Origin of the sequence: Lacibacter sp. MH-610 (genome assembly GCF_045780045.1) — a bacterium.
In the GTDB taxonomy this organism is placed as follows: Bacteria; Bacteroidota; Bacteroidia; order Chitinophagales; family Chitinophagaceae; genus Lacibacter.
This window is the reverse complement of sequence record NZ_CP116002.1, coordinates 331,931-355,901: the sequence shown is the minus strand read 5'-3', so window position 1 is coordinate 355,901 and position 23,971 is coordinate 331,931. Positions and strand designations below refer to the sequence as shown.

General features: G+C 40.4%; 22 protein-coding genes. 16 read left to right on the top strand and 6 right to left on the bottom strand.

Features of this window, described 5'->3' with window-relative positions:
- The first annotated feature begins 46 nt into the window (after positions 1-46).
- Positions 47-3,790, top strand: a complete 3,744-nt coding sequence (locus PDL71_RS01600) for an SNF2-related protein (RefSeq protein ID WP_407524476.1) — start codon at positions 47-49, stop codon at positions 3,788-3,790.
- A gap of 141 nt (positions 3,791-3,931) precedes the next feature.
- Here the strand turns inward: PDL71_RS01600 and PDL71_RS01595 are convergent, their stop codons facing one another.
- A complete protein-coding gene (locus PDL71_RS01595; protein WP_407524474.1) occupies positions 3,932-4,900 on the bottom strand; it encodes a class I SAM-dependent methyltransferase in 969 nt (322 codons plus the stop codon).
- 9 nt (positions 4,901-4,909) lie between these two features.
- Complete coding sequence (nadA, locus tag PDL71_RS01590; protein WP_407528442.1) at positions 4,910-5,920, bottom strand: quinolinate synthase NadA; 1,011 nt, start codon at positions 5,918-5,920, stop codon at positions 4,910-4,912.
- A 608-nt stretch (positions 5,921-6,528) separates the two neighbouring features.
- Here nadA and PDL71_RS01585 point away from each other — a divergent pair.
- From PDL71_RS01585 to PDL71_RS01575, 3 genes are all read left to right on the top strand, one after another.
- A complete protein-coding gene (locus PDL71_RS01585; protein ID WP_407524472.1) occupies positions 6,529-8,649 on the top strand; it encodes a peptidylprolyl isomerase in 2,121 nt (706 codons plus the stop codon).
- A 165-nt stretch (positions 8,650-8,814) separates the two neighbouring features.
- Positions 8,815-9,321 carry a DUF2480 family protein gene (locus PDL71_RS01580; protein WP_407524470.1) on the top strand — a complete coding sequence of 169 codons (507 nt, stop codon included), beginning with the start codon at positions 8,815-8,817 and terminating at the stop codon, positions 9,319-9,321.
- Positions 9,322-9,441: 120 nt separating this feature from the next.
- On the top strand, positions 9,442-9,693 hold the full coding sequence (locus tag PDL71_RS01575) for a hypothetical protein (RefSeq protein WP_407524468.1): 252 nt from the start codon (positions 9,442-9,444) through the stop codon (positions 9,691-9,693).
- A 319-nt stretch (positions 9,694-10,012) separates the two neighbouring features.
- Here PDL71_RS01575 and PDL71_RS01570 read toward each other — a convergent pair whose 3' ends face one another.
- Together PDL71_RS01570 and corA are read right to left on the bottom strand one after the other, a co-directional pair.
- On the bottom strand, positions 10,013-10,528 hold the full coding sequence (locus PDL71_RS01570) for a RidA family protein (RefSeq protein ID WP_407524466.1): 516 nt from the start codon (positions 10,526-10,528) through the stop codon (positions 10,013-10,015).
- Positions 10,529-10,546: 18 nt separating this feature from the next.
- Positions 10,547-11,641, bottom strand: coding sequence for a magnesium/cobalt transporter CorA (gene corA / locus PDL71_RS01565; protein WP_407524464.1), 1,095 nt, complete (start codon positions 11,639-11,641; stop codon positions 10,547-10,549).
- An 80-nt stretch (positions 11,642-11,721) separates the two neighbouring features.
- On the opposite strand from corA, the gene PDL71_RS01560 reads away from it, so the two are divergent.
- The gene (locus PDL71_RS01560; protein ID WP_407524462.1) at positions 11,722-12,597 is read left to right on the top strand and encodes a serine hydrolase; all 876 of its coding nucleotides are present in this window, start codon (positions 11,722-11,724) and stop codon (positions 12,595-12,597) included.
- Between the two features lie 84 nt (positions 12,598-12,681).
- On the top strand, positions 12,682-13,827 hold the full coding sequence (locus PDL71_RS01555) for a hypothetical protein (RefSeq protein WP_407524460.1): 1,146 nt from the start codon (positions 12,682-12,684) through the stop codon (positions 13,825-13,827).
- A gap of 4 nt (positions 13,828-13,831) precedes the next feature.
- Here the strand turns inward: PDL71_RS01555 and PDL71_RS01550 are convergent, their stop codons facing one another.
- Entirely contained in the window at positions 13,832-14,734 is a 903-nt protein-coding gene (locus tag PDL71_RS01550; protein WP_407524458.1) for a DMT family transporter, read from the bottom strand.
- A gap of 302 nt (positions 14,735-15,036) precedes the next feature.
- Here PDL71_RS01550 and PDL71_RS01545 point away from each other — a divergent pair, with 302 nt between their 5' ends.
- Complete coding sequence (locus PDL71_RS01545) at positions 15,037-15,426, top strand: hypothetical protein (RefSeq protein ID WP_407524456.1); 390 nt, start codon at positions 15,037-15,039, stop codon at positions 15,424-15,426.
- A 147-nt stretch (positions 15,427-15,573) separates the two neighbouring features.
- Here the strand turns inward: PDL71_RS01545 and PDL71_RS01540 are convergent, their stop codons facing one another.
- The gene (locus PDL71_RS01540) at positions 15,574-16,914 is read right to left on the bottom strand and encodes a M24 family metallopeptidase (protein ID WP_407524454.1); all 1,341 of its coding nucleotides are present in this window, start codon (positions 16,912-16,914) and stop codon (positions 15,574-15,576) included.
- Positions 16,915-17,087: 173 nt separating this feature from the next.
- Here PDL71_RS01540 and PDL71_RS01535 point away from each other — a divergent pair, with 173 nt between their 5' ends.
- The 9 genes from PDL71_RS01535 to PDL71_RS01495 all read left to right on the top strand — a co-directional run bounded on the left by PDL71_RS01535 (position 17,088) and on the right by PDL71_RS01495 (position 23,774).
- Positions 17,088-17,666, top strand: coding sequence for a hypothetical protein (locus PDL71_RS01535; protein WP_407524452.1), 579 nt, complete (start codon positions 17,088-17,090; stop codon positions 17,664-17,666).
- Complete coding sequence (locus PDL71_RS01530; protein ID WP_407524450.1) at positions 17,667-18,449, top strand: hypothetical protein; 783 nt, start codon at positions 17,667-17,669, stop codon at positions 18,447-18,449. It begins immediately after the preceding gene.
- 221 nt (positions 18,450-18,670) lie between these two features.
- Entirely contained in the window at positions 18,671-19,891 is a 1,221-nt protein-coding gene (locus PDL71_RS01525; protein WP_407524448.1) for a putative phage abortive infection protein, read from the top strand.
- 173 nt (positions 19,892-20,064) lie between these two features.
- A complete protein-coding gene (locus tag PDL71_RS01520) occupies positions 20,065-20,763 on the top strand; it encodes a CPBP family intramembrane glutamic endopeptidase (protein WP_407524446.1) in 699 nt (232 codons plus the stop codon).
- A gap of 56 nt (positions 20,764-20,819) precedes the next feature.
- Positions 20,820-21,215: a rhodanese-like domain-containing protein gene (locus PDL71_RS01515; RefSeq protein WP_407524444.1), complete on the top strand. Its 396-nt coding sequence runs from the start codon at positions 20,820-20,822 to the stop codon at positions 21,213-21,215.
- Positions 21,216-21,382: 167 nt separating this feature from the next.
- Positions 21,383-21,610 (top strand): hypothetical protein, encoded by a 228-nt coding sequence (locus tag PDL71_RS01510; protein WP_407524442.1) that lies wholly within the window; start codon positions 21,383-21,385, stop codon positions 21,608-21,610.
- A 1-nt stretch (position 21,611) separates the two neighbouring features.
- Positions 21,612-21,917: a type II toxin-antitoxin system RelE/ParE family toxin gene (locus PDL71_RS01505; RefSeq protein WP_407524440.1), complete on the top strand. Its 306-nt coding sequence runs from the start codon at positions 21,612-21,614 to the stop codon at positions 21,915-21,917.
- A 65-nt stretch (positions 21,918-21,982) separates the two neighbouring features.
- The gene (locus PDL71_RS01500) at positions 21,983-23,308 is read left to right on the top strand and encodes a Zn-dependent hydrolase (RefSeq protein WP_407524438.1); all 1,326 of its coding nucleotides are present in this window, start codon (positions 21,983-21,985) and stop codon (positions 23,306-23,308) included.
- Between the two features lie 22 nt (positions 23,309-23,330).
- On the top strand, positions 23,331-23,774 hold the full coding sequence (locus tag PDL71_RS01495) for a hypothetical protein (RefSeq protein ID WP_407524436.1): 444 nt from the start codon (positions 23,331-23,333) through the stop codon (positions 23,772-23,774).
- Positions 23,775-23,971: the final 197 nt, after the last annotated feature.

Below are 23,971 nucleotides of genomic sequence, written 5' to 3'. Positions count from 1 at the left end.
CTCGTGCAATAAAATGTATTTCGTCATTCATTAAACTCTACTTGGCTTGGCACTACCGCACTTACTAAAATTCGCTTACAATCACGGAACAGAAGAAGTCATCCGCAGGGGAAAAAAAATTCATGCTATTGGTTTTGTGGAACTGGTGGAGCATGATGAACTTATGGGTACTGTTGTGTTTCGTGTAAAAGATGATTCTTACGCCACGTTTTACAAGGTATATATTCAGAAGTACAAGGATGAGCGCTCGATGAATGTGCGTTGCAGTTGCCCGTATAACCTGGGCGATATCTGCCGGCACGAGGTAGCTTCTTTGTTTTACCTGCAGGATTTAATTGACCGGAATATTCTGGGACTGAAAGATGCGGTGTATGACCAGCGCCATACGGTGGTAAAAATGAAAAGCATCGATTTGAAAAGTATCCGTACGCTCACAGCACCTGCAGCCCTGCATGATGCAGAACAGTTTTTAAGAACCAATAAAGCTTCCATTCTTTCGGCAAAAGATGATGTGGTGAAAGCAGAAGTTACCAGCGCAGGTGAATCCTGGCCCGTTACCATCAAAAGAAATGATGAACGCAACTTTGATACAAGCTGTACCTGTGCTGAAACAGAACATGCTATTTGCGAGCATAAAGCGATTGTGTTTATTCAACTGCTTAATGTATATGGTCCTCTTTACTTTGACAGTATCCGCAATATTGATAAAGAAAAAGATAAATTATTAGGAATTTATGGCTACAGTTTAAAAGATAACTGGCAGGATAAGTTTGAATTCATCTATAAAGACGGTAAACCTTTTCTACGAGTGCTGGATCAAACCGTAAAACGAGTAGATCCTTCAACACTTAAAAAACCTGCACCGGTACAGGAAGAAACCGTTACTGCTGTTGCTGAAGCAGAAGAACTGAAAACAGGTGTGCGGTTAGGTGTGGTGTTAAATAATAATCACAAACAGTTTCCTTATTTCACGGTTGATGTTGTTAAGGGGGAGGCTGATGAAGAAGGTCTTGCTTTTGTTGGTAATGTAGAAAAGCTGGATATCTCCAGGTTTGTTGAAACCAATGAATTAGCCGAAACAGATAAACAGCTATTGCAGCTTTTAAGAAGATTACAACCGGCAGAAATCAGCAAGTTTGTAAACCGTAATTCTCCATTCTCCGGTATCTGGGAAAACATCATCCATCATGAAGAAGATGATTTACCGGAAGATACAAGGGAGTTAATTACAGATTATATGCTTCCCCGCCTGCAAAAACTGTTTACTGAACATAGCGGCCCGGTTTATTTGTTACCAAAGGGAAAAGAGTTTAAAACCAAAACTCTTCAACAGGTTTCGCTGTCTTCTGTTTTTCTGCATCCTTTTTTTGAACTGAAACAACAGGATAAAAAATGGTTATGGAGTTATAAAGTAAAAGTAAACAGTGCTGATGTAGATGTGGCAGAGAATGAATGGAACAGTCCGCTTGTATTTTTACTCAACAATGAAATGCGTACCTGGCAAACGAAAGAAGATGCTTTGCTGGCGCTTCCGTTTGTAGGCAATGGTAATACAACTATAAGTGGTAAAGAGCTGGAAAACTTTCTGCAAAAAGAAGCCTTACGCCTGGCCAAAGACTATCATGTAGAGTTTGATGAAAGTTTAATTAAAGAAGTTAAAGCAGGCGAGCCGGAAGTAACTCTGCAATTACAGGAACGTGGTGAGTATCTTGTACTAAACCCCACTTTCAGTTATAAAGGATATAAGATCCGTCCTAATGATAAAGATGAAATTATTTTACAACAGGATGATGGTTTGGTGTTGGTACACCGAAACAGGGAAAAAGAAAAAGAATTTTTAACCAAGGTTGAAAACCTGCATTCCCAATTTATAAGACCGGAAGGTGGTGCACAACTGGCACTGAAAGGAGCAGAAGTGCTGCGTAATAACTGGTTCTTTTTGTTTGTGGATGCCATGAAGGAAATGAAAGTACCGGTAGAAGGATGGGAAGTACTTAAGAATTTCCGTTTCAATACACATAAACCAAAAACTCAAATCTACATCAGCAACGGTGTAGATTGGTTTGATGCCAAAGTGGATGTTGTGTTTGGCGATCAACGTGTAACCATTGCTGAAGTAAAAAAAGCATTGCAGAACAAACAGAGTTTTGTGCAGTTACAGGATGGCACACTCGGTGTGTTGCCGGAAGAATGGATTAAACGTTATTCCATGTTATTCCGCCTTGGTGAAAACAAACAGGAGCAGCTTCGTTTATCCAAATATCACATCAGTGTTATTGATCAACTCTATGAAACAAGAGATGAAACAGAGTTGATGATTGAACTGGAAGAAAAGTATGAACGTCTTCGTGAGTTCAACCGTATTAAAGCTGTTGAACCACCTCAACACCTGCAACCGATTCTTCGTCCTTACCAGGAAAGTGGTTTTCACTGGCTCAACTTTTTAAATGAAGTGGGCTGGGGCGGTATTCTGGCAGATGATATGGGTTTGGGTAAAACCATCCAGGCATTATCTTTTCTGCATCATCTCAATGAAAAGAACGGCAACTTAAAAGCATTGGTGGCTTGTCCTACAACGTTGATGTTTAACTGGGAAAATGAAATTAAAAAATTCACTCCTTCCTTAACGTATTATATTCATCATGGTGCACAACGTACAAGGGATGTAAAATCATTTGATGGATCTCATGTGATCATTACTACCTATGGTACATTGAGAAGTGATATCAAATTATTTACAGAGCAGCAGTTTGATTATGTGATTCTGGATGAAAGCCAGGCGATTAAAAACCCGCAGAGTAAAGTAGCTAAAGCTTCTTGTTTACTTAAAGCAAAGAACCGTTTGTGCATGAGCGGTACACCACTGCAGAACAATACGTTTGATGTATTTGCGCAAATGAACTTTTTAAATCCCGGTATGTTGGGTAGTGTAGAGCATTTCAGAAATGACTTTGCAACACCCATTGATAAGTTTGGAGAAAAAGAACAGAAAGATCACCTGCGGCGTTTGTTATATCCGTTTATTTTACGTCGTACTAAAGAACAGGTGGCGAAAGATCTTCCGGAGAAAACAGAAACCGTATTGTACTGTGAAATGGAAGATGAACAACGTAAAATTTATGATGCGTATCGCAATGAATACCGTTCTAAAATTTTAGGTACCATTGAAGAGCAGGGCATCGGCAGTTCACAACTCACCATCTTACAGGGTTTAATGAAGTTGCGCCAGATCTGTGATTCGCCTTCTATTCTGAACGAAACTGAAAAATTACCCAATGCTTCTATTAAGCTGGATGAACTGGCCCGTGAACTGCAGGAAAACATGGGGCATCATAAAGCATTGGTGTTTTCTCAATTCCTGGGTATGCTCGGGCTTATCAAAGAAAAATTAACCGAGCTGGAAATACCGTTTGTTTATTTTGATGGAAGTACATCGGCGCCTGATCGGGAAAAAGCAGTGAATGAATTTCAGAACAATGAAGAAGTGCGTGTGTTTCTTATTTCTTTAAAAGCAGGTGGTGTGGGTTTGAACCTCACAGCTGCTGATTATGTGTACATTGTTGACCCCTGGTGGAACCCGGCTGTGGAGCAACAGGCCATTGACCGTACCCATCGTATCGGCCAGGTAAATAATATTTTCGCTTACCGGATGATCTGTAAAGATACCATTGAAGATAAAATACTGGTGCTGCAGGAAGGGAAACGGGCACTGGCAAAAGACCTGATTACCGATGATACAGGCTTTGTAAAATCACTCACAAGAGAAGATGTAGAATACCTGTTTAGTTAGGAATTAAATTTTTTTAAAAAGGACACAATAATTTTTTTTGGGAAAATATTGCAACCTTTTCAAAACTGTTTATATCTTACACTCGGTTTTTCATAGGATATTGGATTTTAAAGCGGGGCCGGATTTCCATCCAGCCCTTTTTTATTTCTTATAAACCCCAAAAATAAAATCACTTTGATTATTCAATAAATAACTATCCTCAGCTTTAAATAAAATATCCAGCAATTGTCTTGTTGCAGAATCGTTTGTAAGAAAATGGTGTGATATATCTTTAAACAGTAACATTAACAGATTGCCGCCTATTGGTTTTTCCTCGATAGTGTGCATTAACTCATGTAAGGATGGTAAGATAGATGAAGAATCCACACATTCTGAAGGATCTGCAACAATCATACGCCAAAGCCCCGGGCCTGAAACTGTATTTTTAATTGCTTTTCTCTTATACCTTTCTCTTTTTGAAGCCGGCATTATTTTCAATAATTCATTAATAGCATTAATTTGATGCAAAGGATATTGCAACCTGTCAGGACCTGTATACTCGTTTATAATGACTAATCCCTCATCTTTTATTATTGGTAATATTCGATTGTTTAAAAACTGATGTACATGAGGAATATGATGTAATGAAGAATGAAAAAAAACGATGTCAAATGCGTTACCCGGTAATTCATGCTTTGTTACATCTGTTTCATAAAAAAAGATATTATCAATTTCATCTTTTTGCGCCAGTGATTTAGCTTCCTTTAGTAAATCACCGGCGATATCAGTACAATGAAATTGCCAGTTTTTACATAAGCGGGCCAGTTCAGTTTCATGACTGCAGGTGCCGCTTCCAATTGAAAGAAGAGTGCCTGTTTGTTTGGTTGAAAGATATTTTTGAGCCAGATATTGTTCATAGGTGAGCTGAGCTGAACCTGTAATTAAAAAATTCCATCGTTGCTGTACAGCCGGAATCATCCACCAGTTACTTCCTTCTATATCCCATTCATTGAAAGCGCTGATGGTTCTTTTAGATTCGTTCAATGAAAACTTCGATAATAAAAAGCCTAAACCTCTCTGTTTAAGTTTTGAAAAGGTTTCAATAAAATCATCCTGCGTAATGTAGCGCATAAAAACTTTTTATAATCCAAACTGAGCACTTAACTCCAGCATTTTATCAATCGGCTTTTTAGCTGCTAACCGCAATTCTTCATCCATCATAATTTCAGGCGTTTCATACTCCATACATAAATAAATTTTTTCCAGTGTATTCCGTTTCATGTGCGGACAATCATTACAGGCACAACTGTTATTGGGTGGCGCAGGAATAAATGTCTTTTGCGGGCTGCTCTTCATCATCTGGTGCAGAATACCGGTTTCCGTAGCAACAATATATTCATTGCTGCTGTCAGTCATAGAATACTTTAAAAGTTGTGTGGTGCTGCCAATAAAATCAGCCAATCTCAATACCGGTTCTTCACATTCAGGATGTGCTATTACTTTAGCGTTGGAATGACGCATTTTTAGTTTTGTAATTTTTTCAACACTGAAAATTTCATGCACCATGCAGGCACCGTTCCAAAGCACCATATTGCGGCCTGTTACTTTATTGATGTAAGCACCCAGGTTTTTATCAGGTGCAAAAATGATCTTTTGCTCAGGTGGCAGGCTTTCCACAATCTTTTGTGCATTACTGCTGGTGCAGATGATGTCACTTAGCGCCTTAATACCTGCACTGCAGTTGATGTAGGAAATCACCAGGTGATCCGGGTATTGCTTTTTGAACTGTTCAAACAAAGGCGGCGGACAACTATCGCTCAAAGAACATCCGGCAAGCAGATCGGGGATGACCACTTTTTTAGTTGGGTTGAGAATTTTGGCCGTTTCTGCCATAAAATGCACACCGGCAAACACAATCATATCAGCATTGGTGGCTTCAGCTTTCTGGGCCAGCCCCAAGCTATCACCAATATAATCTGCCACATCCTGGATATCGGGCTCCTGGTAATAATGTGCCAGCACAATGGCATTCTTTTGCTTTTTAAGCCGCTCAATTTCTGCGAACAGATCCAGCTCAGGATCCAGTTCCAGGTCAAGGAAGCCCTTCTTATCCACCTCTGCTTTGGCGGCGCCGACCAATACCTCGTTCATCATTTGTTTTTATTTTTTTTCTTTGATTGAATTTAAGTCTGTTATTGATTCATCAGTCCTTTATTTCACTTAATAACTATTAATAGATATTTATTTATATAAAACACTATTACTATTATGGCTGTGAATTTGTGGATAGATTCTTTTTTACATCGCTGCAAAGGTAGAACTCTGCAGTTTATACACTGTAATTCACAATTCCATCCACATACAAAATGCAGTACCATTAAAGATTTACGTTGGTTGTGCACAATTGTGGATTCTGTAATCACTGTAAAAAATCAAGGTTCTTTTTACTTCACAGCTGTGTGCAAACCCGTGGAATAAATGGCCGGTAATTAAGACTCCCGGTACTGCGGTCCGGAACTTTGCTTTTAATCCACCGTCCGTTCAGAAACTCACATCGATTTTTACGCAGGTTATCCATCCTAATCCACAGCCATTCACACCCCGGTGTTAACAACCTTGTCTCCTGTTTTAAGTACTTGCCCATCCGTTTTCTTAAAACGCTTATCCTGCGCTGTTTTGCGGAGTTTTCCACAATTTGTTCCAACTCTTTTTTCCCCTATTTTTGCCGCTCACTTTTTTAACGTACACAATAGAATATTATGTCAATTATTCAGCAGATCAGGGAAAGGTATGCAGCGGTAAGTATTGCTGTGATTGCTTTGAGCTTGATCGGATTTATTTTAATGGATGCTTTAAGCAGCCGTACCAATGTTTTTGGCGGAAACAGCACCACTTTAGGAAAAGTAAACGGTAAGGAAATTGAGTATGCCACCTTCAGCACCCGTGTGGAAGAAATGGAAGCCAATTACCGTTCACAAGGTATGGAAGTGAATGAAGAAATGCGCCAGCAGATTATTGACGCTTTATGGAATAATGAAGTAGAAGAGACCCTGCTCAAGAATGAATATGATAAACTGGGTCTTACTTTTTCAGCAACGGATATGAACGAAGCGTTGTACGGTGATAACCCGCCCCCGGTTCTGGCCCAGCAGTTTAAAACACCGCAGGGTACTTATGATGCCAATGCGGCACGCCAGTTCATCAATTCATTAAAAAAGAAAAAAGCCAACGATCCCCAGCGCCAGTACGTTGAAAAGAACCTGATTGCTTACCTGGTGAGTACCGGCTTAAGAAATAAATACAATGCGTTGTTTGCAGGAAGCGTGTACTACCCCAAATGGCTGAGTGATAAAGATGTTAATGATCAAAACGCTATTGCTTCTATCAGCTATGTAGCTATTCCTTATGCTTCCATTCCGGATAGTACAGTAGCGGTAACTGATGGAGATATTGACAGCTATCTTCAAAAACATAAAGCAGAATACAAACAGGAAAAGAGCCGCACTATTTCCTATATCGTTTTTGATGCAGCCCCCACTGCTGCTGATACAGCCGCTGCAAAAGATGCAGTTGCTAAAATGAAATCTCAATTTGTACAGGCTGCAGATGCAGCACAGTTTGTAAACGCCAATGGTTCTGCTGTAACTTATTTTGATGGATTTGTATTGAAATCAAAAATGCAGGTGCCAAATGCAGATTCTATTCAAGGTCTTGCAGATGGTGGTGTATTTGGTCCTTACCTCGATGGAGGCAATTTTGTACTGGCACGCATGGTGGGCAAACGTACCTTACCCGATTCAGTAAAATGCCGTCATATATTATTTGGTACAAGAGATCCTCAAACCGGCGCAGAAATTATGGGCGACAGTGTTGCTCATGCTAAAGCAGACAGTATTGCTGCAGCTGTTGCTAAAGGAAGTGATTTTAAAACATTGGCCGCACAGTTCAGCACAGACCAGGGAAGTAAAGACAATGGCGGTGAATATGAATTTACCAGTCAGCAGTTCGGAACACTGGCCAAAGAGTTTTCAGAATTTATTTTCTACAATCCTGCAGGAACTAAAAAAGTAATCAAAACACAATTTGGCTGGCACTATATTGAAGTAATCAGTCAAAAGAATTTTGAACCTGCGTTTAAGATTGCTTACTATGCCAAGCCGGTAGAAGCGAGTGATGAAACCATTAATGCTGCCAGTACCGCTGCAACACAGTTTGCATCTGAAAGCAGGGATCTGAAATCATTTGATGCCAATGCACAAAAGAAAAAACTTGCTACCCGTGTGGCAGAAGTAAAACCGAATGATTATTCTATCATCGGTATTGGCGGCGCCCGCCGTTTAATCAAATGGGCTTATGAAAATAAAATCGGCGCTGTATCTGAACCGGAGAGCATTGGCGATAAATATGTGGTAGCAGTGGTTACAGAAGAAAAAGAAGAAGGAGTACCACGTGCCAAAGATGTACGCATGCAGGTAGAAAGCATTGTACGTAATTACAAAAAAGCGGAACAGATTATTAAGAAGATCGGAACCAAGAGAGACCTGAACGCCGTTGCTGCTGATTTTAAAACAGTAGTAAACAGAGCTGACAGCATTTCTTTCTTATCACCGTTTATTCCGGGCATCGGCCAGGAATCAAAAGTTACCGGTGTTTCTTTTGATGCAAAAAACAAAGGCAAAGTATCAGAACCCATCGCCGGTAATTCAGGCGTATTCCTGGTGAAAAACGAATCCATCGGTTTAAAACCATCTACGGATGGTGATTACCTGATGCGCCGTATGCAGATGGAACAATCACTCAAAGGAAATATTGGTTATAAGTACACAGAGGGATTGCGTAAATCAGCTACTATAAAAGACAACAGGATCACCTTCTATTAATCACATTGAATCATAAGAATGTAAATGGGCATAATTTTGAGTTATGCCCATTTTTATTAACAGTAATTCTACGAGTTGCGGTATGAAAAAATACGATGGTGTACTGTTCTTAAAATCGATGTTTCATATTTGCCGTAGTTTTACTATCAACAAAGCAAAGAGGATATGAGTGAACCGATAGTAAACAAAGTTGCTGAAAGCGCCCTGGTAACTATTGACTTGGAAGAATTACTGCCCCTGGAGCAACCCGTGATTTTTGATTTAAAAGATTACCTGTTCATGGGGTTGATCTTAAAAGAAAAAGATTTTCGGGAGGCATTGAAAAATACCAATTGGGAGCAATACCGGCAGAAAACAGTGTTGATTATTTGCAGTGCTGATGCAGTGATTCCGGTATGGGCTTATATGTTACTGGCATCTTACCTGGCACCACAAACCACGCAACTGTTTATGGAAACACCGGAACAGTGGAGGCAACGGGAACTGCTGGCAGCCATTAACAGGTTAAACAGTGAAGAGTATGCCGGCAAAAGAATTGTGGTAAAAGGTTGTGGAGATGAACCAATACCTGCTGAAGCCTATTTTGAAATTACCCGTAAGCTGCAACCGGTAGCAAAGAGCATTATGTATGGAGAACCCTGCAGTACGGTTCCTGTATTTAAGCAAAAATAAACCAAAACCAACCGAGGCCCCAAAGTCCCGATGCAAATCAACGACCTCTCCAACTATCATCCTTACCGGCTAACGCTGAAGCAAAGGCGCTTCCTCAAACATTGGGAAAAACGCCGCCTTATGCCACGCTGGAAATACATTTTGTATTACGGAGTGTTGCGGGAAGGAATGATTTTATTCTTTGTGATTAAACTGGCCCAGCTTCTTTTTGACTATAAAGGCTTCCTGAATTTATACACCAGCATCGGCGGATTAATCTTTCTCCTGTTTGAAATTATGTTCTGGCTGGGCGGTGGTTTTGTCATCGGCTGGTTTAAACACAGCAGCTACGAAACCGAATATGAAATGCTCAAAAGCATGGAGCATTTTTAATCTTCTGCTTTTTTCAAAATTCTCCAACCAATTAATGTTGTAAGCAGCGGAAAGACTACAACCAATGAGTTTATCAATATACTGTATTTTGAAAAGGGTAAATTAAGGATGAATAAAACAGCATTACTTATAATCAATGAGGTAAAGGATATTAAGAACAGAAAGATTTTCTTTTTACCCGGCAGCTTTATGAACGATAAAAAAAGAAGCAGTAAGTTGATGAACACAAACTGTATAAAAAAATAAGACAAAACATCTTCTCCATGCGCAAATACACAAAGAGGTATAAAACAAAAATGAAGTAGCAGTATACGTTTCATCAATCTTCCACCTCCACCACCATCTCAATCTCTACAGCAATATTAGAAGGCAGCGCTACCATGCCCATAGCCGCACGTGCATGCTTGCCTTTATCACCAAATACCAATACCAGCAGATCGCTGCAGCCATTGATCACTTTGGGTTGCTCTGTAAAATCAGGCAGGCAGTTGACATAACCATTCACTTTTACAATGCGTTTTACTTTACTCAGATCACCCAATGCATCTTTCAACGTTGCAATCAAACTCAGCGCCGTAATCTTTGCTGCTTCATAACCTTGTTCAATGGTTAAATCCTTTCCTACTTTACCGGTTACATTACTGCCATCAGCTTTGGTAGGTCCGTGTCCTGCTAAAAAAATCAAATTACCGGTGCGTACATATTTTACATAGTTGGCAATAGGTTTGCTCACGGGTGGTAATACCAAACCATTGCTCTTAATTTTTTCTTCAGGAGTTTGTGCAAATGTTGTCATGGCAAAAAGCATTAAAAGAATAAAGAAAAATCTTCTCATGTTGATTGATTTAAAAAGTTAAAACCATCCCCGTCTGCGGAAAATATACAGCATCACCAGCGGAATTAATACCATCAAACTACAAGCAATATAAAAACCCCAGCGGTGATGTGCATAAGGAATCACATCAAAATTCATCCCGAACAAACCACCGATCACCGTAGCCGGCGCCAGCAAACAGGTAACAATGGCCATCACCTTCATTACCTCATTCATCTTGAGGTTTACATTGCTCAGGTACAGATCATGAAGGTTCATCATCATATCACGGTAGTTCTCCGCCAGGTCATTTGCCTGCACAATATGATCATAAATATCTTTAAAATACTTTCCCGTCCGCTCCTCCAGCAAATTACTTTCACTTCTTAAGATGCCATTCACCATATCACGTACGGGAGCAATGTTCCGTTTCAGTACAATCATTTCTTTACGCAGCTGGTTAATGCGTGCCAGCGTTCGCTTGTTGGGGTTGCGGACAATATCTTCTTCCAGTGTTTCAATTTTATCACTCAGTCTTTCCATCACCACAAAATAGCTGTCAACGATGAGGTCAATCAAGGTATAAAACAAATAATCCGTTCCGCTCTGGCGGATTTTGTTTTGACGGAACTGTATTTTATCCCGCAGCGGATTGAATACATCACGGGACGCATCTTCCTGGAAACTGAGTACAAACTGCTCACCCAGCACAATAGAAATCTGCTCCACTTCAACGGCCGATTCCTTTTCATTAAAGTACAGCATGTTGAGCAGACAGAACATCACGCCTTCAATTTCATCCACCTTGGGTCGCTGCCCGATGCTGAGAATATCTTCCTGCACCAGCGGGTGAATACCGTAATGATTACAGATCACTTCCACATCCGTTCTCCGCAAACCATCTATATTGATCCAGGTAACCCGGTTGGAGTGTTTATAAGTGAAACAGTCTTTTACATTTTTTAAACGCTCTTCATGAATATTTTCCGCATCATAATCATACACATAAAGATTAATTGATTCCGGTTCCTTGCGCTGCGGAATAACCGTGGGGTTGATGTTTAAGATCCGTTTGGTGCGGAAGAGATTGAAGGGATTCAATACAAGATCTAAATAAGAGTTGGCTTTCCGCATTGCATCAATTTACAACGAATTTAAACAAACGGTTTACAAGTTTCAAAAGCGTAATGTAGCTTTAGGCCAGAATCATCAGTATGAAATCAACCCGACTCCTTCTTGTACTTTTCTTTCTGTGCACCATTACACAAGCGCAAAAAACAGATCAAAAATTAACAGCCCGCATTCAGCAACTCATCAGTGGCTTTAAGGGTGACATTGGTGTGTATGTAAAAAATTTAAAAACCGGGAAGATTGTTGCGATTAATGCCGACACAGTATTCCCCACCGCAAGCATGGTAAAAGTGCCGATACTGGTGGGTATTATGGATAAACTGCGTACCAAAGAACTCACCTATCATAAGGAACTCATCTATAAAGATTCATTGTTGTATGCAGGAGTGGATATTCTGGGTTCTTATAAAAACAATGAAAAAGTAGAACTGAGTAAAGTGCTCATGCTCATGCTTACCACCAGTGATAATACGGCCAGTCTCTGGTTGCAAAGTTTGGCCGGCGGCGGCACCCGCATCAACCAACTTATGGATAGTCTCGGCTTTGTGCATACAAGAGTGAATTCAAGAACACCCGGCAGGGAAAGCAACCGTAGCATTTATGGCTGGGGACAAACCACACCCCGTGAAATGGCCACATTGCTGGAGCGTATTTATAAAAAAGAAATTTTTGACGACAGCAGTTGCATTGCTATGATGCGTATGCTGGGCCGTAATTACTGGGATGAAGAAGGATTATCACAAATACCGCCTACCATTGAAGTGTTCAGTAAGAACGGGGCGGTAAATGCCAGTCGAAGCGAAGTAATGCTGGTGAATGCACCCCACCATCCTTATGTGTTCTGCATCATCACCAAAAACAACAAAGACCAGAGCTGGGGCGCAGGCAATGAAGCATGGGAACTTAGCCGCAAGCTGAGTAAATTACTATGGCAATATTTTGAACCCAAAATACAATAGCAGGAATTACGTTAAAGAAAAGAAGAAATCATGCTTTGGTACATCCTTTGTTTTAGTAAAAGGCATCACCCAAAATTCAATCGTATGAAGAAATTTTTTACACCTCTCTTTTTTATAACCTGTATCATTTTATTGGCCGCCTGCAGCCGTGGTATTTACAGAAGCGAAACAAAAGACCTCGAAACACTCATCAAGCGTCTAACCAAAAAAGGAAGTGATGATAAAGTGCTGGCTGATATCCGCTCTGTATATGAACCGGCGCTGCAACGGGCACAGCAAAACATCAGCAATTACCGTTACGATGCGCCACCGCAAAAATGGGACAGGATGATTCCTGAAATGCAGGCCATGCAGCAGATGTTTGACATCATCAACACCAATCAATATGCAGTGCGTATGATTAAGCCGGTAAATTTTTACCGCAACATTGCCGAGGCAAAAGACAGCGCCGCTGCAGACTGGTATAATTATGCCAATGATTATTTTGAACGTGCCGGAAGAAACAATTACAAAGAAGCCTTTGAGGCGTATAACAAATCCATCAGCTATGTACCCAACTATAAAGATGCACGTCAAAAAATGCAGGAGGCATTTGACCGCAGCCTCATCTATGTACTGGTGAACCAGGTGCAGTACGATGGATTTGGTTTTAATAATAACTGGAACTGGAATAATTACAACAGCCGGGATCAGCAACTGCAAAATCAAATCATCCGTGACCTTGGTGGAAGAAACAACAGAAACATCCCGGCTTATTATTTTAATGAGTGGGATTTAAGAAGAGAAAACCGTGCTCCTGATATGGTGATTGATATGGTTTGGCGCAACATGCGTTCTGATCAACCAAGAGACAGAACACGCAACTACAACCGCAGCAAAAAAATTGAAACGGGAAGAGATACGGCTAACAAACCCATCTATCAAACCGTAACAGCAACGGTGTATGTAACCGAACGTTACCTCGAAGCCAATGCAGATATGAACATTATTTTTACCGATGCTAAAAACAGAACACAGGTTGACTGGCAAGCCATTCCTGCCAGCTACCGCACCAGCATTGAGTTTGCTACTTACAGCGGCGACCGGAGGGCTCTGGAGGATAATGACTGGAATCTCATTAACCGTGGACAGAATCAACCATTACCCAACCGGGAAGAAGTGTTTGAACAGTTGATGCGGAATATTTACAACGATCTGCTTAACAGGATAAGGAGAGTAACCGGCTGGTAACACATTAAACAGCCTTACGCTTTTTTAAAAACGAAACCAGCACACCGCTGCTGATGATGCAGAGAATGCCAATGAACGAATACGCATCCGGAAACGCATCACCCAGCAGCATACCAATGATAATGCTGAACGGAATATTGGCATAGCTGATGGCAGAAACAATTCCTGCTTTATCAGCACCATAAGCTTTGGTTACAAAGTATTGTCCAAACAAAGCAGCAGTGCCCAGCAACAGCACCCACCACCACTCTGTGCCCGATGGCCAGCGCCAATCAATAAAAAACAATTCATCTGCCGGGAGTTGTAACAGAAACTTCACCAGCACAAAGAGCAACGGGGTTACTACACCTGTTACTACAAACGAAGCAACGATGACTCTTGTATCATAATACTGTGTGAGTTTACCAACGGTTAAATAAGCAACGGCCGAGCTGATGCCGCTGATGAGCCCGGCTAAATGATAATACCAGGGCAGATCAATATTAGGTTTGTAAATAAGCAGCATACCGGTAAAACCAATCAATACAGCCAGCAACACCTTACTGCCCGCATATTCTCTGAACAGGAAAAACGAAAACAAAGCAATGAACAAAGCCGATGTAAGATTATAACTCATGGCCGTACCCAGCGGCAGATGCATGATGCAATACAGCAGGGTGTACAAAGCAGTAGTGCCCATCAATCCACGGAATAACAAACGCAGCGGTTTGCTGCCTGCGTTTACAGGTGCCCGTTGTGCAAAGCTCACCACCAGCACCAGCAAACCAACACTGTTGCGCCAGAACACCAACTGACCCGCATTGAAACTTTCTTTCAATGCTTTGGCCGCACCACCCATAATGGAAAAGCCCAATGCCGCCAGCAGCATAAAAAAAATTCCACGGTAGGGAGGAGCAACAGAAGGCATGCAGCAAAAGTATTTTTATTCAGTAACAATTGCATAACAAAGTAGCTGGGCATCATGGAAATCAAACGCTCAAAACCTTGATGGGCAAAGGTTTTCTTCAAAAAAGATCCTGTTGTACACAATCAAAACAACTTTTGTTTGGTTTGAACCGCAAAGCAGTACGCTCTACTTTTACACCAGCTAAGGCAAAAAAACACAAACGCCTTCCTCCGTAAAACCGGGCACCTGTTTGCAAATACTCCCAACGGCGGCCTGCCATCAGAAAGAAAAACATTTATTAAAACCTATTAAAAAAACTTTTTATGAAAAAGCATTTCATTAAACCGGCCGTTGCTATCCTTTTCTTTTTAAGTACAACAGCATTTGCCGCAGAGGCACAAACAAACGAATCACCGGTAAGCGAAATAAAAACAGCGGGCTTTATTAAAAACGAACCCGTGTATGAGCTCAGCATCAGTAACACTGCTTATGGCAGGTACACCATCGTGATCACAGATGAATATGGTGCGCCCATGTATGAAGAAACACTGGCAGGTACCAACCTCAGCCGGAAATTTATGCTCAACAAAGCAGAGCTGGGCAGCACCGGAATTATTGTTACTGTGTTCAACGGAAGAAATGTACACGCTACGTACTCCATTAAAAACAACCGCATTTATACAGACAGTGCAGTTGTAACGGTGAAGAAGTAATAAAGGCAACCACCAAGACACGAAGACGCAAAGAAGAAAATTAGTGAACTATGATTTGACCTGACAGGTTAAGCACTGTCTGAGTTTGCAACCTGTCAGGTCTGTTTTTATGATCCTTTGCCTCTTTGTGCCTTCGTGGTAAAAAAATTATTGAACAGAAATGTTTTTGCTGCTGCGTGGAATGAGATAGATTTCTTTCTGTCTTCCACCGATGTAACGGAAACCCTTTTCATCAAAGTAGCCGTCTTCTTCCAGCATAATGCGGATGCTTTTTTTCCATTCCGGAAGATCAGTAGCGGCATTGAGTTCAATACTGTATGCCGTGCGGTAGTTCATGGGGAAATCACCGGGGCCGGGTACACCGCCCTGCATGTCCCACAAACCAATGGTGGGTCCTGCAGCATGACCATGAAAACCCAACGGATGCGTGTAGATGGTAGCAGCAATATTTTCCTTCTTCGCCTGTGCGAGGGCGTCAGCAAGGATCTGGTTGCCTGTTTTACCCTGCTTGAATTGAGAAGTAAGAATATCCTGGAGGCGGTTGGCTTTGGCAAAAGCGTCTTTAATGCTTTGCGGCACATCCGTTTCGCCGGGACGAAGCACATACGCATGTTGCTGTACATCGGTGTTCAGGCGCAGGTAGGTAATACCAATGTCTACATGCAGCAGATCACCGGGTTGTATCACATCATCTTTGGGACGGTTGCTGAAACTGCGCAGGTGTTCAAAATTCTGCGGATCGTTTCGTTGCACGGATACCGAAGGATGAAACCATGTTTGCAAACCCAGGCTGTTGATCTTTTCACGGAACCACCACACCACATCATCGGTAGTGGTAATACCGGGCGTGATTACTTTTTCTGAAAAACCTTCTTCAATAATTTTATGGGTGATGCTGATGAGCTGCGGATAGTACTGCATCTCCCGCTCGGTTCTTGTTTCCAGCCAGTTTACCGCCAGCGTTTCTGCACTCGTAACTTTTGATTTAAAGGCAGCAGGCAACTTACTTATGAATTCGTTGTAGTCGGTTACATCCATCCCGTCTGCATGACCGTAATGGGTGGAAGTATTGATGCCGATCTTTTTGGGGTTGCGTGTGGTAATGATGTCCATGAGTGCATCCCACTGGTTGGGAAATTTGGTAAGATCCCAGGCCGCTTTAATATTGTCGCCCACATTGTAACGGGCAATGGCCAGTTTTTCCATTACTTTCTTTTCTGCGTTATAATAAAACACAAGGATGGTGCGGCGGCGTGCAGAGATCCAGGTAGAGGGCAGCATGGTACGCAGCACAGGATCTTCATTGTACTCTCTTGATACGATCACCCACATGTCAATACCGTTGCGTTCCATAAGAACGGGTAATAAATTATTGAAACGATCCGCAAGGATTTCATCAATCACTCTGGATTGCTCCCGCAGGGGCAGCACCTGGGCGGAAGCAGTAAACGATAGAAACAGGAAACAGCTTAACAAAAAACGATGCATTGGAAATGGTTTTGTGTGAAGATAAGAAAGAGCATTGACGCAAAGTGCCATACAAATTGCGTTATAAACAAGAGGTGAAAATCAATGTTTTGAAAATTTGGGATGGGAATGAAGTTGCGTATATTTATGTGTTGGCAGAAATTAATTGGACATTTCTAACTTAAACTGATATTATGAGAACATACGATGAAATTAAAAACGAGTTGCTTGCAATAGCAGACGTACTTAAAAAATATCCTGAGAATATTCAGCCAAAAGTATTTGACATTTTGACTAGTCATTTCTTAGACAAAAAACCTGAGACTAAGGTTGATGAAAGTAGCGAAACAGAAAAACTAACTCCAAAGGCTAAGACTAAGAGTGCATCAACATCAAAACCAAGCGGTAAATCAGCCAAAAAGAGCAACGATAGCGTAACGCTAATAAAAGACCTTGATTTAAGAAAGAAAGGTGAAAAATCTTTCAAGGACTTTTATGAAGAAAAAAAACCTGGTGCTTCAAATGAGTTTAACTCAGTTGCAGTATACTATTTATCTGAAATATTGGAACTATCAGGAATTACACCAAGTCATATATTCACTTGTTACAAAGAAGTGACAAAGAGACCTCCTGAAGCCTTTATACAAAGTCTTAGAGACACTGCAAGCAAAAATGGATACATTGACACAGGAGATATAAACAATATCAAAATTCCACTTCGTGGAAAGAACTTTGTAGAACATGATTTGCCTAAGCAAAAAGCAAAGAAATAAATGTCAACAGTAACGAAAGAGGAACTAGAAGAATTTGCTTTAAGTGCTGAAGGCTTTTTCGGGTTTAGTCAGACTGAGCAAATTGACTACTTTTTATATTTTTTGTCTGTAAAAAAAAGTATTACAAAAACATCAGCCACATTAATTCGTGAATGTTATGTGTTACTAGATTTACTTCCTTACGCATACATATCACAGTACTTGACAAATAATCTGAAAAAAATTGGTAAAATCCCGCCTAAATTTTTAAGGACAAAAGAAGGATTTCAATTGCACAGAGAAAGAAGGCTTTCCATTGAAGCTACTCTAAAGACAAAACCCTTAAAAGCAAAAGCTACGAGTGATTTATCTTCTTTACTGAGCCATGTAACAAATCCCAACGAAAATGAGTTTTTAAAGGAAGCAATTAGTTGTTTTGAAATAGAAGCTTACCGAGCTTCGATTGTAATGGTATGGAACTTAACGATTGACCACCTTTTTGAATTTATATTAAAACATGAACTAGCAAATTTTAATACAGCGTTGTCAAAAAACACTGACAAAAGAATAAAAATTACTTCTGTATCAAAAAAGGATGATTTTAGTGAAATTCCAGAGGGTAAGTTTATTGAGTTTTGCAAATCTGGTGGCATCATAACAAACGATGTTAGAAAGATTTTGGACACCAAACTTGGAATTAGGAATTCCTATGCTCATCCGTCCTCTTTAAAAATGTTAGAAAGTAAGGCAGTTGAGTTTATTGAAGACTTAGTGAATAATGTTGTGTTGAAATATTCAATCTAAAAAACTACTGCCAACAAAAGTATTTGCAAAAGCAGGGTTTGACATTGTAGCATCAGCTATGTGCAAGCATCAGCAGCGGTTCGGGCTCGATGTTCAACTTTAATTATTAACTTCAACAACATATTTTTAAATGGGCATTTGTACTTGGCAGGACAATCATTGAATTCCGTGCCTTCGCAAATACTCGAATGTTGTGCGTCACCATACCAACCATCTTCTAAATGACAACATATTTAATTATAAACACCATAATGTTATTCTTATTGGTTTCTGGTGTATGTTTTTTGGCTTTCAGACAAACCCGAACAAATTCAAACGAGTCACTTAAAACCAATTTACCAACGGACAGATTGAGCCAAATTACTTCTTTAGACTGGAAAGTGAAAGGACTTTTGATACTTGCATTTCTTTTTCTTATTATTTCTTTTGTTGCACCATTTCTGCTTACAAGACCTTCTGCTAGCGCTGACTTTAACTTCACACAGACTGGACAGATTGGGGATACCATAGGAGGACTGATGAATCCATTTGTGGCACTTGCAGGCGTAGTAGTTACAGGACTTGCATTCTATATCCAGTATAAAGCAAACTTACTTCAAAGAGAATTATTCTTAAGAGAGCAGGATGAGAATAAAAAGCAATTACAGGAGCAAATTGACAACCAAAATAAACAAATCCGGCTTCAACAGTTTGAATCGAAATTTTATGAAATGTTACGCTTGCATAGAGATAATATAACTGAAATGAAAATTGAAGGCTATGATTTTGAAGAAGGTTCAACCTTAACTAAAATTCAAAGAATTACCGAGGGAAGGAAAGTGTTTGTCACAATGAAAACCGAATTTGAATGTATCCTTTCTTTATTTACAAAAGATGGAAAACTTACGGATGAAATTTTCAACAAGTGTTATGCTCTTTTTTTTTCAGGACTTGAGGAGTTTGAAGTTAGATTTCCAGAAGAATCAATCATGGTTGAAATATTGAAGAAAGCAAGAAGACAACACGAAAATCCCGACACAAGTATTATAAAGAATAATCAAGACCGAAAAGAGTTTCTACCTTATGTAAAACTATATTTCAACTACAAACCATTTGCAGGTCATGCATCAAGGCTTGGGCATTATTTCAGACATCTTTATTTAGCTGTTAAGTCAGTTGCAAATAGTGATATAGTTACAGATTACGACGAAAAAATGAAATACCTGAAAATTCTACGAGCACAGCTCTCTAATCATGAGCAAATGCTTTTGTTTTACAACTGGCTCAGCGAATATGGTGCTGACTGGGAAAACGATAAGCATCAATTTTTCACGGAATATTGCATGATTCATAATCTCTGGTACACCAATTTATTTAAAAATTCATACATAGACGAAAACGTCAACTATTTAAGAACAAGAGCAGTGACGCTCAGGAAAGGACCAATGTTTGAAATTGATTAATATGGCGAACGCACAACATTGGTATTGCCAATAGTGGGGCTGGACATTGGACCAATGAGAAGCGGTAATTCTGTTGTGCTGCAGTTTGAGGCTCGACGAATAAAGCCCAGCCTTCGAAAATACCTGCCGTTGTATACAAACTACCCAAACCAATAACCGCTTAAACAACCTTTATGTTAGGAATTATTGTTCAATTAGCAATTTCCTGGTTGATTATCTGGATCTATGAAAAGGGAAATTTATCATTCCTCGGCTTTTATCCCACTAAAAAAAGGATTTTGGATTTTATACTCTTCTTTTTAATTACCGCTTTTTGCTGCTCCAGTGGTTTCTTTTTGAGAATGTATTTTGGAAAAGAGGTATGGAACCGGAATGAATCCCTTACAACCAAGATCGCCCTGAACGCCATTTGGTGGAATATAAAATCTGTCTTGTTCGAAGAATTGATTTTCAGAGGTGTGTTATTTTATATTCTCATAAAAAAACTGGGTGTTCCTAAAGCAATCATCATTTCATCCATAGCATTTGGTATCTATCATTGGTTTTCACAGGAAGTTTTTGGCCAGCCTGTTCAAATGGCCATCACATTTTTACTAACCGGAATAATGGGTGCACTTTATGCTTATGGTTATACAAAATCTTTTTCATTATTCATTCCATGCGCCATACACTTAGGATGGAACCTAACACAGGGTTTCATTTTTTCTCAGGGCCCTATAGGAAAAGGAATGTTTGTACTTGCTAAAGAGCAGCCAGTTGTTAATGTATCTTATCTCATTTATTTTACAATCTTATTGACGCCGATATTAAGTACCTGGATCATAAACTTCTTAATTCTTAAAAAGAGAAAACAAACAGTGCTGCTCCCTTAATTCCTATTGATTCTTCCGGAATTTGTTTACCTTACTACCAACAAAAACGGAATACTATGGCAAAGTCTGCAGCTGAGCTTGTAAAAGAAGCCAAACAGCAAATTGAAAATCTTACACCGCAACAGGTAGTGGAAGAATTATCAAAAGGGAATGTGCTCCTGGTAGACATTCGTGACGCAGAGGAGCTGAAACAAAACGGAAAAATTGCCCACTCACTCCACGCTTCCCGGGGCATGCTGGAGTTTTATGCGGATGCTTCCATGCCTTATCACAAACCGGAGTTTGATAAAAGCAGGAGAATTATATTACACTGTGCCTCCGGTGGCCGTTCCGCACTGGCAGCGGTAACACTTAAAGAAATGGGTTATGAGCAGGTGGCGCATATGGATGGCGGTTTAAAAGCCTGGAAAGAAGCGGGCTTACCAACGGAGCAAACGGCAACTAAAATGTAAGGAACGAATGCTGTACATCTTTTATTTGCAGGAATACCTCCTGAATAGAACATTGCGTCCCAGGAAGGAGTAGCCTACCCACTTCCTGTTCCGGGTATTGGAACTGAAAAAGGATCATAAAACAAACAAATACACCAATAAAAACTAACTTTATACAAACACATTCCATGGCAGCGCCACTTTCCATAAAAGAAAAACTGCATCAGTATATTGAAACTGCTGATGAGAATAAATTACAGGCGATCTATACCCTGCTGGAAGAAGAAATAAACTGGAGTTATTCAAAAGAAGAAATAGAAGAATTTCATCAACGCCGCCTCAACCACCTCAACGGCACGAGCAAGTCTTATACAGCTGAAGAATCCATCAATCTCATTCGCAATCAATCTAAGTAAAATGGCTTTTACAGTTATTGTAAAAGAAGAAGCGCATCAGGATACATTGGATGCATATTGGTATTACGAAAAAAAGCAAAAAGGCCTTGGTGAACGTTTTCTTGATCTATTGCAATCCTGTTATGAAACAATTGCACACAACCCCACTCATTATGGTTATATAAGTGAAGATCCTCAAAAAATTTTAAGAGATGTAAAACTTGATAAATTTCCATTTGTGATAGTTTATGAGATAATTGAAGAAGAAGTAATAATTTATGCGGTTCATAATACGTACAAGCATCCAAAGAATAAAGTAAGAAAATAACGATTCAAAATTCCACGCTCTATTTAATCAAAAAATAAATCCATCTTTATAGCTCAATCCATTCTATGCACAGAAGAGCGTTTCTCAAAACATCCACCTTGTCAATAGCCGGTGTTACAGCCTTGGGCTTTACGAACACTCAATCAAACAATCCGTTCAGCAGCAATCAACTTACTGTAAATGGTAAACGTATGGAACGCCGCATTTTTGAACTTGCCAAATTTGGTGTGGATGAAAAAGGCCGTGGCTACCGTGTGGCGTATACCAAAGGTGATATAGAAGGTCGTGCCTGGTTTATGGAGCTGATGAAAAAAGCAGGATTGAATCCCACGATTGATACAGCCGGTAATATCATCGGAAGACGAAACGGAAAAAATAATACACTCAAACCCATCAGCTTTGGTTCGCATATTGATATGGTGCCCGATGGGGGCAACTATGATGGTACACTCGGCTCCATTGCGGCACTCGAAGTAATGGAGATTCTCAACGAAAACAAATTCATTACTGAACATCCGCTGGAGCTCATCATTTTTGCCAATGAAGAAGGCGGCACCATTGGCAGCAAAGCCATGACGGAAGGATTAACGAAAGATGGACTGCAACAAAAAAGCCAGAGCGGTCTCACCCATGCTGAAGGGATTAAAGCACTTGGTGGTGATCCGGAGAACATTGCTTCCTGTTTGCGCAGAAAAGGAGATGTGCATGCCTGGCTGGAACTGCACATTGAACAGGGCGGTATTTTAGAACGTGAAAAAATACAGATTGGTGTGGTGGAAGGAATTGTAGGCATTGTGCATTGGGAAGTATTGATTGAAGGATTTGCCAATCATGCCGGCGCTACACCTATGAACATGCGGCAGGATGCATTGCTGGCGGCATCCAGGTTCATCATTGCTGTTAATGAAGTCATCAACAGTGTACAGGGCAGCCAGGTGGGCACTGTTGGAAAAATTAATGTACAACCCGGTGCTTATAATGTGATTCCCGGAAAAGTAACAGTAGGTTTGGAAATCCGGGATTTGAATGCGGAAAAAATTGAAATGCTATTTAAAGAAATAGAAAAGCGTGCTGCGGTGATAGCACAGGAGTCGAAAACAAAAATCAGTTTTGAACGACAGCCCAATGAATCAAAGCCGGCATTAACGGATAAAAAACTTCAACAGCTCATTAATACAACTGCAAAAGAATTGGGCTTCAGTACAAAGTTGATGCAAAGTGGTGCAGGGCATGATTCACAGCACATGGCAGACATTGCACCATCAGCTATGATTTTTATTCCCAGCATTGGCGGCATCAGTCACTCGCCTAAAGAATTTTCTACTGCAACGGATATGGAAAACGGAGCGAATGTATTGTTACAAACAATTTTGAAAGTGGATAAGGGATAAATCTTTTACAAAACCATCACACATGAACAACCACACACAAAACCGGCAATCCAAACAATTGATATTTCTGGGATTGCTTTTATTTCTCCTGGGATTAATTACCGGACTGATTATTCCGTTTTTTAAAAACCCTCGCATGGGATTATCAGCTCATCTCGAGGGAGTCATGAACGGTATGTTTTTAATGTTACTGGGTTTGGTGTGGAATAAACTCTTGCTTGGGACAAAACTGCTCACACTCAGTTTCAGGTTGGCATTTTATGGCACGTTTGCAAACCTTGTGGCCATCATTCTTGCAGCCGCTACCGGCGAAGGAAAAATGCTGCCCATTGCCGGCGGCAAAGAAGGAACAGGTGTTACAGAAATTCTCATAACCGGTTTACTGGTAACACTGGCATTGAGTATGATTGCTGTATGTGTGCTGGTGCTGATTGGTTTTTACAAATACATGAAGCAGGAAGAATAAAAAGTAAAACTGCAACTTGTGTCAGGACGTTGAAAACGATAGGCACTTTAAAGACAGTGCTGCACCTGAAATGCTGCTATGGAAACAGAACGTTGAAGTGTGCGACGCAAAACCGCCGCCATGAAATATCATCAGCTCGTCCCAAAAAATGCATTTCCTCCTTCAGCCTCCTTGCCTAAAAAGAAAAACGGTCCGCT